Annotated in this window: 10 protein-coding genes; all 10 read right to left on the bottom strand. The window is 32.9% G+C overall.

Translation table 11 applies throughout. From position 1 onward, the window contains the following. Nucleotides 1-189: 189 nt before the first annotated feature. The 10 genes from EKM79_RS09580 to EKM79_RS09535 all read right to left on the bottom strand — a co-directional run bounded on the left by EKM79_RS09580 (nt 190) and on the right by EKM79_RS09535 (nt 8514). A complete protein-coding gene (locus EKM79_RS09580) occupies nt 190-378 on the bottom strand; it encodes a PspC domain-containing protein (protein WP_125568205.1) in 189 nt (62 codons plus the stop codon). Nucleotides 379-397: 19 nt separating this feature from the next. After that, the gene (locus tag EKM79_RS09575; RefSeq protein WP_125568203.1) at nt 398-583 is read right to left on the bottom strand and encodes a PspC domain-containing protein; all 186 of its coding nucleotides are present in this window, start codon (nt 581-583) and stop codon (nt 398-400) included. 93 nt (nt 584-676) lie between these two features. Beyond that, entirely contained in the window at nt 677-1354 is a 678-nt protein-coding gene (locus EKM79_RS09570; RefSeq protein WP_125568202.1) for a hypothetical protein, read from the bottom strand. Between the two features lie 80 nt (nt 1355-1434). Then, on the bottom strand, nt 1435-2001 hold the full coding sequence (locus EKM79_RS09565; RefSeq protein WP_125568200.1) for a TetR/AcrR family transcriptional regulator: 567 nt from the start codon (nt 1999-2001) through the stop codon (nt 1435-1437). 86 nt (nt 2002-2087) lie between these two features. After that, nucleotides 2088-2909, bottom strand: a complete 822-nt coding sequence (locus EKM79_RS09560) for a MetQ/NlpA family ABC transporter substrate-binding protein (RefSeq protein ID WP_425454030.1) — start codon at nt 2907-2909, stop codon at nt 2088-2090. 330 nt (nt 2910-3239) lie between these two features. Then, nucleotides 3240-3929, bottom strand: a complete 690-nt coding sequence (locus tag EKM79_RS09555; protein ID WP_125568196.1) for a methionine ABC transporter permease — start codon at nt 3927-3929, stop codon at nt 3240-3242. 3 nt (nt 3930-3932) lie between these two features. After that, complete coding sequence (locus EKM79_RS09550; protein ID WP_125568194.1) at nt 3933-4994, bottom strand: methionine ABC transporter ATP-binding protein; 1062 nt, start codon at nt 4992-4994, stop codon at nt 3933-3935. A 2-nt stretch (nt 4995-4996) separates the two neighbouring features. Next, complete coding sequence (locus EKM79_RS09545; RefSeq protein WP_125568192.1) at nt 4997-6334, bottom strand: M20/M25/M40 family metallo-hydrolase; 1338 nt, start codon at nt 6332-6334, stop codon at nt 4997-4999. Between the two features lie 32 nt (nt 6335-6366). Then, entirely contained in the window at nt 6367-7194 is an 828-nt protein-coding gene (locus tag EKM79_RS09540) for a MetQ/NlpA family ABC transporter substrate-binding protein (RefSeq protein WP_125568190.1), read from the bottom strand. A 693-nt stretch (nt 7195-7887) separates the two neighbouring features. Continuing rightward, nucleotides 7888-8514, bottom strand: a complete 627-nt coding sequence (locus EKM79_RS09535) for a LysM peptidoglycan-binding domain-containing protein (protein WP_125568209.1) — start codon at nt 8512-8514, stop codon at nt 7888-7890. Nucleotides 8515-8783: the final 269 nt, after the last annotated feature.

Here is an 8783-nt window from a genome sequence, read left to right as displayed (position 1 = left end):
GAACAGTGATGTTCTTTTTGTGTTAAAAGGGAATAAAAAAACTGGTATTGATTATTCATCAATACCAGAAAGTATAGAACCATATTTTTCTGGATTTATACCAAGAAAAAATATCTAGCCCTTTTTATATTCGATTCTGTACCCAATTTGAAAAAGAACCTTAAAGAAAAATTACAGTCCCTTTACTTTTTAATCAGGTTGTTCCATTAATAACCATAGAATTAAATAAACAATGATGCCGGGAAATGCCGGTGTTAATGATACGACCACATATAATACTCGGCCGATGGCTGGATCCCAACCATATTTTTCACAGAAGCCACCTATAACTCCTCCGATTACTTGATTTGTTCTTGAACGTTTAACTGGTATATGCATTATTTTCACCCTCCGTATATTATTCTGGATTCTCCATTAATAACCACAATACTAAATAGGCAATAATACCTGATACTGGTGTGAGGCTTATGATAACCCACAATATCCTCGCAACAGCTGGATTCCAGTTGAATCGTTCGGCTAAACCGCCAACAACACCAGCTAAGATTTTATTATCACTTGAACGTTTAATTGGTATATGCATAAGTAACTCCCCCTTATCTTTATTTATATAATAAGATATTGCACCATTTAAGTACATTCAAAATACTTACAAGTAACTTACACTTTTGTAATACTATTTTTTGTTAACCATAATTTGACCGTTGTCATTTTTTATAAGTAACTGATTATGTTTATTATCATCATAATTATTTTTCTCTTTTTTTCCATTAAGCTTAAATGATCCATTTTTTACCGATACACTCAAACCATCAACGATTAAATTATTTAATTCAACTTTGCCGTTTTTCTTTTTAATAGACCCATTATCAACAAGTCTTAATCCATCAGAAATAGTCGAGCCATTTGAATGATTAATACTCATACGATTAACAACAATATTATTGAACTGCAAAGTTCCGTTCAATTGGTTTATATCAATAGAATTTAAATCATTTTTTACATTTATTACGATAATTGTAGATTTACCTATCTCAAGTTTATGTTTTTCATTTTCTTTTTGTGAGATCCTTAATCTACCAGAATGACTACTAATTTCGTAGTCATTCAAAGAAATATTCTTTAACGAAACCGAATTGGAATTAGATTTTTTAACAATTATTTTTGCTGATCTGATTTTTACATCAATCTTTTTCAAATCATCTATATTTATTGTCTTATCTTTTAATTTACTAATAGACATTTCATTAACATTTAATCTTTTATCAGATGTATTGAGTATAGAAATCCCTGATAAAGCAATGACTACACAGATAGCTATTACGAACACACACACCACTAAAATTCTTTTCATTTATTTGTCTCTCCTAACGTGAATGAATATATATTTAATTCATTCACTGCAATTTTAAAAAAATAACTCACTTTAATGAGCTACTTTAAGCAAACTTTCAAAATTCCTGATATTAAATCATTCAATAGCTGAAAATAATCGTCTGTTACTATTTCCGATTGATGAATATCTAATATGGCTAAAGCATTAAACATACTAATAATGCGCTTTTTATCAAAACCATCTCTTAATAAACCTTTATCCATCCACTTATCAATTAACTTATTCAAAGTAGCATAAATAACACTATTCTCGATTGCATTACTATTTTCTTTGACTAGAATTGAATTTATTTTTGAATTATTAAACCATTCTTTAAGAATGTGGTTGTCATTAGTATATAAAAGTATTTTTTGTAGTATTTCACTAATTAATTTATTCGGTAACTGATCCATATCTACTTCTGACAATATTTTACGTTTGACATTCTCGTTTTCAATATTATAAATTTTCACAAAAATATCTTCTTTAGAATCAAAATATCGATAGAAGGTTCCAACTGCAACGCCAGCATGTTGGGCGATACTAGCAATATTAGTCTCCTTAAACCCTTGCTTCAAAAATAATTCGTGTGCAGAGTCAAACAATCGTTGTTCTTTATTCTCCATATTGCACCACCATTTTTATCAATGAATGAATATTATTACAATTCATTCACTTTGTCAAATTAAAAAAAGGCCTTTCGGCCTAATCATTATTGAAGAATTTTATAATTCCAAGCTGGTTTCTCTGAATCTCCGTAATATTTCTTGTATAGTTTGGCGACATCTTCTGATTGATATGCTTTAACAATCTTCTTATATGTAGCATTGTCCTTATCTTTCTTATTAGCTGAGATAACATTGACATATGGTTTTGATTCCTTGGTTACCTTTTCAACATAAACTGCTTTTTTAGGATTTAGTTTAGCATCACTTGCAACACCACTATTAACTACTGAGGCAGTTACATCACCTAATGAACGTGCTGTTTGTGCTGCATCTAATTCTGAAATCTTTAAGTTTAATTTATTTTCGATAATAGATTTCTTAGTTGGTAATTTGTCCTTATTTAACTTAATCAATCCTGCACTTTGAAGTAAATCTAATGCACGTCCTTCATTCGTCGCATCATTAGGAACGGCAATTTCATCGCCTTCTTTTAGTTCACTTAACTTAGTGATTTTCTTTGAATATAATGCCATTGGTGCAATTGCAGTATCACCAATTCCAACAATATTAGTGTGATGAGTCTTATTCCAATTATCCATGAAGTACACTGTTTGGAAAGCATTCAAATCAACTTGTCCTTGATCTAGAGCCGTATTGGGTTGACTATAATCTGAAAATTCAACTAACTTAATTTTGATATTTTGTTTTTCAAGTTTTTTACCAACTGCATTCCAGATACGATTATCTGATCCAGTAATACCAATTTTTACTGTTGTTACCTTACCAGATGCAGAAGCATTCTTTCCACATCCTGCTAATACAAAAATTGATAATGTTGTAAATAAAATCGCTAATATACCCTTAATTTTTTTATTCATATCTCTACAATCCTCCATTTTTTTGTAAACAAAAAGCCGCTTCTAAATTATAGAAGCGACTATTCGCGGTACCATTCTAATTCGTAACAAGTTTATACTTGCCACCTCACTAGGTAGTGCAGAATGCACTATCCCAGTATGATAATGGATACCAACCATTACATCCTAATCTTAACGACTCGGTGTACCAATCACAGGTCATTTTCACAAGTAATTGCGTCCTCTTCTCATCATATTGAGGCTTTCTTTGCACAACTATCAAGTTACTTCCCCTGATCATATTGTTTAAATATTTATAATACTTAAATGGAATCCGAATTAGTGTTCTAGTTTTCTAACAGCAAAATCTCCAAGGCCTTGGATAACAAAAACCAGAACTAAGATCAAAAGCATAGATACAATGGTAACATCATTTTGGAATCGTTGATAACCAACAGAAATAGCCATATTACCAAGGCCACCACCACCAACGGCACCAGCCATGGCAGTCAAACCAATCAAACTAATTGTTGTTAAAGTTCCCGAGCGAATGAGTTCTGGGAGGCCTTCCTTCAGATAAACTCTAAAGATTATTTGAATCGGCGACAATCCCATAGCTTCAGCTGCTTCAATAACACCTTTATCAACTTCCACTAAAGCCAATTGAACTTGTCTAGCGAAGAATGGTGCCGTACCAATAACTAACGGAACTAAAGCACCAGTAGGTCCAATTGTCTGTCCAACAATCAATTTGGTAAATGGTCCAATAACGGCAAGTAAGATAATAAATGGTATGGAACGGAATAAATTAACTAACTTATCAAGAGTTGTATAAAACGCCTTATGCGGTGTAATTCCATCATCTGTAGTTATAACTAACAAGATACCTAGGATAATACCAATAACACCCGCAAAAATTGCACTAACAAATGTCATATACAAAGTTTGTTGAATGGCAACAACGAATCCATTGTCACCCTCCCAATTTGCTACAACATTGGGTAAGTATGTATTCAAAAAATGTGTCATAAATTATTTACCCTCACTTTCTGTTAAATCAATCTCTTTAACATTTACTTTCAAATCGGTTAAATATTGAATTGCTTTATCAATCTTGTTTTGTTCACCTTCAAGATCGAACAACATGATACCAACCGTTGTACCTTGTAGTCTTTCAATATTACTAAATAAGATGTTAGCTTCAATATTAAATCGTTTATACAATTCAATAATGATAGGCTCATTAGTAACATCTCCCATGAAGTTCAATTCAACTAAATGACCCGAAATAGTATCGATGATGCCACTTTCCTTAACCTCATCCAATACATTACTAATCTGAGTAGATGTATTAACAAAGTCCTTTGTCAACTTCTTCTTAGGATTAGCGAAGATTGTTAACAAATCACCCTCTTCAATTAACTTACCTTCTTCCATAACAGCAACTCTATTACAAATCTGCTTAATGGCATCCATCTCGTGAGTAATAATGACAATCGTAATACCAAGTTCCTTATTTAGTCTTCCTAACAAACTCAATATCTCAGTAGTTGTCTTAGGATCCAAAGCACTAGTAGCTTCATCAGATATTAGTATTTCTGGATCACTAGCTAACGCACGTGCAATAGCTACACGTTGTTTTTGACCACCTGATAATTGTGAAGGATAATTATTAGCCCGATCTGTTAATCCCACTAAATTAAGTAGCTTATCTACCTTATCCTTACGTTCTTGTTTAGTAAGTTTAGAATCACGTAATGGAAATTCGACATTCCCAAAAACTGTTAAAGATCTCATTAAATTAAAGTGTTGGAAAATCATCCCAATATTTTTTCGTGCTTTGCGCAAATCTTTAGCGCTTAACTCTGTTAGTTTTTGATTATTGACAATTACCTCACCAGCAGTCGGCTTCTGTAACAAGTTGATAACACGTACAAGTGTACTTTTACCGGCTCCAGAATATCCAATTACTCCGAAAACATCACCCTTTTGAACATTTATTGAAACATCTTTTACCGCTTCAATTGTCTTGCCTTCATTATGAAAGGTAACGTCAATATTCTTTAATTGTACTATCCCGCTCTTTTCTACCATAATTACTCCTTATTTACTTTGGCTAAAAATTCATCGAAGAAATCGATAAAGTCCAAATAATCTTTGATACGAATGTTTTCGTTAGGTGCATGTGCTCCACCTTTGGCATAACCAACACCAATTGATACGATTGGGGCTTGTGCATATTTATTAACTACGTACATTGGACCTGTTCCAGGACTTGATGGTAATGCCTCAACTTTGTCCTCGCCACCATAGAAACCTTGTGCGGTTTGAATCAAAGTATTAACAATCGGACTATCAAGATCCCAACGATATCCTTTTTCACCTAATAAATATTTAACTGATACATCAGTAAATCCCTGTGACTCTAAATACTTTGTTAATTTCTCAAATATATCTTTTGGATCCTGATCCGGTACTAATCTAAATTCTAGCTTAGCCACAGCGGCCTTAGGAGTAACGGTTTTTACACCTTCGCCTTCCCAGCCACTGCTAATTCCTTCTATATTAACTGTTGGTTTGAATGTTAAATTATAATTTACAGATTCATTTTTCAATAGTGGAACTTTTAGTCCCCATTTTCCTTCTAAATCAGGTTCAATTGTTTTAGCAACTAATTCTTTCTCACGGTCACTTGGTTCGATAACATCATTATAGAAACCCGGAACTTTGATGGTACCATCTGCATCACGTAGAGCATCAATTGCCTTAGTCAGCCTCCAAGTTGCACTATCAACTACCGCTGCCATTGAGGAATGAAGATCAATATCAGCTGACAAGGCCGAAAGTTCAAAGCATAAGATTCCCTTATTACCACCAGTAATAGTAAATTGTTCATGTTCATTTTTACTACCTGATTCCCATATAATCAAATCACTGCTTAATTTATCACCATACTTTTTCAAATACTCAACTAAATGTTCACTAGCGACTTCTTCTTCACCCTCAATTAAGAATTTGATATTACATGGTAAATCACCATGTTCTTGGCGATAAATTTTTAGTGCTGTGATACGACTAATCAAATCTGATTTACAATCTGAGGCACCACGGCCAATGAACTTATCATCTGTAATCTTTAGTTTAAATGGATCTGAATTCCATAGTTCTATAGGTTCTTCAGGTTGAACATCATAATGGTTATAGATAAGAATTGTTGTATTACTTGGCTTCTCAGGTTTGGCTTCTGCAAATACAACTGGATGCTTATAATCATTCCAAATAGTTGCATTAGCTCCGAAGTCACTTAACAACTTCTTGAGGAATTCGGCCGTCTCATCAATTGATTGATGTTTTGCTGATACTGATGGTAAAGCAATGTATTGCTTCAGTTCTTCGATCGATTCTTGAATTAATGGATCTGTTAGCTTTGACATATGAATTCCCCCTGATTTTTATTTCTATAATATTATTTCAAATTAACATTCCAAGCTGGTACAGCTGCGCCACCGTAAACTTTTTTAATTTCTTTAGCAACTTCTTTTGTTTGGAAAGCTTTAACAACTTTCTTGTATGTCTTGTTATCCTTGTCTTTCTTGTTTGCTGCGATAAAGTTGATCCATGGCTTTGTACTTTCATTGATCTTTTCTGTATAGAGTGCTGATGATGGTTTCAACTTAGCGTCACTAGCAAAGTTACCATTAACAACGGCAATCGTTACATCATCTAATGAACGAGCTGTTTGTGCGGCATCAAGCAATGTGAACTTCAAGTTTAATTTGTTCTCTGAAACATTTTTAACTGTTGCAAGCTTTGTTTTGTTATCAAGTTTAATGAGTCCTGCATTTTCAAGTAAAACAAGAGCTCTACTCTCATTAGATGCGTCATTTGGAAGTGCAACTTTAGATCCACTTGTCAAATCATCTAATTTTTTGATCTTGTTTGAATAAATTGACATTGGTTGAATAACAGTGTTGCCAATAGGAACAATATCCGTATGATGTGCTTTATTCCATGCATCCAAGAAGTACTTGTGTTGATATGCATTGATGTCTAATTCGCCTTGTGATAAAGCTGTATTAGGTTGATTATAATCACTGAATTCAGTGATTTTTAGATTAATTCCTTCTTTTTTAACTTTGGATTTAACAACTTTCCAAATTGGAGCATCGGTTGGATTAATCCCAACTTTAACGGTTGTTTCTTTACTCTGACTTCCACAACCAGCTAGTACAAAAATAAATAGCGCTGTACAGGCCAATAATAAAATTTTGGTTATTTTCTTGAATTGTTTCATAATAATTCCCCACCTTAAATACTTTATTCTTTTGATTTTTAACAAATAATTATTTGAAACAAAAAAAAGTCGCTTCTAAAGACGAACATTAATTGTTCATTTTTAGAAGCGACTCATCGCTGTACCATTCTAATTTAGGATAAACTTACACTTACCCCCTCTACAACGTACGGAATATTAACTCCATACGCGTGTACTGTAAAGGGTACCAACCATTGCCTCTTTATCCGTTAGGACTCAGCGCACCAATCACAGGTCATTTTCGTTCAAGTCCGCGTCCCCTTCTCAGCTACTGAGGCTTTCTGTACTTTGGATATTGAACTACTTCCCCTGATCAAATTGTTTGAAATAGTTATTTGTTATTAATCGTTGAAATGATAATACAATTTGAAAACAAGAATGTCAACAGATAAAATTAATTTTCTTTACTTGTTTTTTAATCTTTTCATTTCCAAATCCATGACTTTATTATAACCAGTTTTTTTGATTTGAAAAGTATTTTTTTCTATTTGGTCGTTATAACGCATCCAATATAGTGATATATCAGCGTTCCTTTAATTACATTTATTATTTGATAAATATAATATAATTTCTAGCAGAAAGATATACAAATATTTTTATTAGAAAATGAAAGAATGATTTTAATGAAAACAAAAAAGCCGCCACAGTGAGCGACTCATAAAATTCGAATTATTAAATAACTTCAACAGTAGCTGATGTTACACCATATGAAGGAATTGATGAACTTGGCATAGCGACATCTAATTGTTGTGAATTAGAGTTAGCAAATGTACCTGTATCATTAACTGTTCTGTACATTACGGTACCGTCAGCCAATGTAATCTTCAATTGTGTACCCTTAGGGAATACTGATAAGTTAGCAGCAACACCGCTGTAACCCATATTTGAACCTAATACAGCTGGATCGTAGAAACTGATCTTGAATGTTCCTTGTGAAGTACCTGTAGTAGCTGAACTTGTATTTGATTGTGTTGATGTAGTATTAGTTGCTTCAGCTGATGAATTTGTTGTAGCTGATGTAGTTGCTTGTGTAGTTGTATTCGATGTAGCTGATGGTAATGTGATTGTTTCACCTGGATAAATCAAGTCAAATCCACCAACTGTTCTACCGTTTGCTTGTTCTAATGCTGAAATTGTTGTGTTATTCTCAGCAGCGATACTCTTGTATGTATCACCTTTTTCTACTGTAACGTGTGTACTGTCAACTGTAGTAGCAGCATCAACAGTATTTGCTGTTGTTGCTCCTAATGCTGTTAATACGATTGTACTTGCTAATGCGATAGATAATACTTTTTTCATAAATTTAATTACATCCTTATATTTAGATTGTTTAGCTCTCATTGCTATGGTGCTATACTAACAGCCCTATGTTACATAGCCACCACCTCAGAGTTACATTTTGGTCGACTTTTGTAATCTTAGTAATACTTCTGCAACAAAAATCTTTATAATCCTTGATATGACAGTCTTTTAAAATTTATGAAAACACTTAAGGTAATTGTCTTAATTCATATATTATGATATACTATTAGCTATGCAGAATAAAAAACATAAGTTTTACCTTAAAA

The organism is Companilactobacillus insicii (genome assembly GCF_003946015.1).
GTDB lineage: Bacteria > Bacillota > Bacilli > Lactobacillales > Lactobacillaceae > Companilactobacillus > Companilactobacillus insicii.
The sequence above is the reverse complement of the archived record's forward strand: the minus strand, read 5'-3'. Positions and strand labels throughout refer to the sequence as shown.

Excerpts from the sequence above, each read along its gene's own strand:
- EKM79_RS09580 (WP_125568205.1), bottom strand. The coding sequence starts at position 378 with ATGCATATACCAGTTAAACGTTCAAGAACAAATCAAGTAATCGGAGGA.
- EKM79_RS09575 (WP_125568203.1), bottom strand. The coding sequence starts at position 583 with ATGCATATACCAATTAAACGTTCAAGTGATAATAAAATCTTAGCTGGT.
- EKM79_RS09570 (WP_125568202.1), bottom strand. The coding sequence starts at position 1,354 with ATGAAAAGAATTTTAGTGGTGTGTGTGTTCGTAATAGCTATCTGTGTA.
- EKM79_RS09565 (WP_125568200.1), bottom strand. The coding sequence starts at position 2,001 with ATGGAGAATAAAGAACAACGATTGTTTGACTCTGCACACGAATTATTT.
- EKM79_RS09555 (WP_125568196.1), bottom strand. The coding sequence starts at position 3,929 with ATGACACATTTTTTGAATACATACTTACCCAATGTTGTAGCAAATTGG.
- EKM79_RS09550 (WP_125568194.1), bottom strand. The coding sequence starts at position 4,994 with ATGGTAGAAAAGAGCGGGATAGTACAATTAAAGAATATTGACGTTACC.
- EKM79_RS09545 (WP_125568192.1), bottom strand. The coding sequence starts at position 6,334 with ATGTCAAAGCTAACAGATCCATTAATTCAAGAATCGATCGAAGAACTG.
- EKM79_RS09540 (WP_125568190.1), bottom strand. The coding sequence starts at position 7,194 with ATGAAACAATTCAAGAAAATAACCAAAATTTTATTATTGGCCTGTACA.
- EKM79_RS09535 (WP_125568209.1), bottom strand. The coding sequence starts at position 8,514 with ATGAAAAAAGTATTATCTATCGCATTAGCAAGTACAATCGTATTAACA.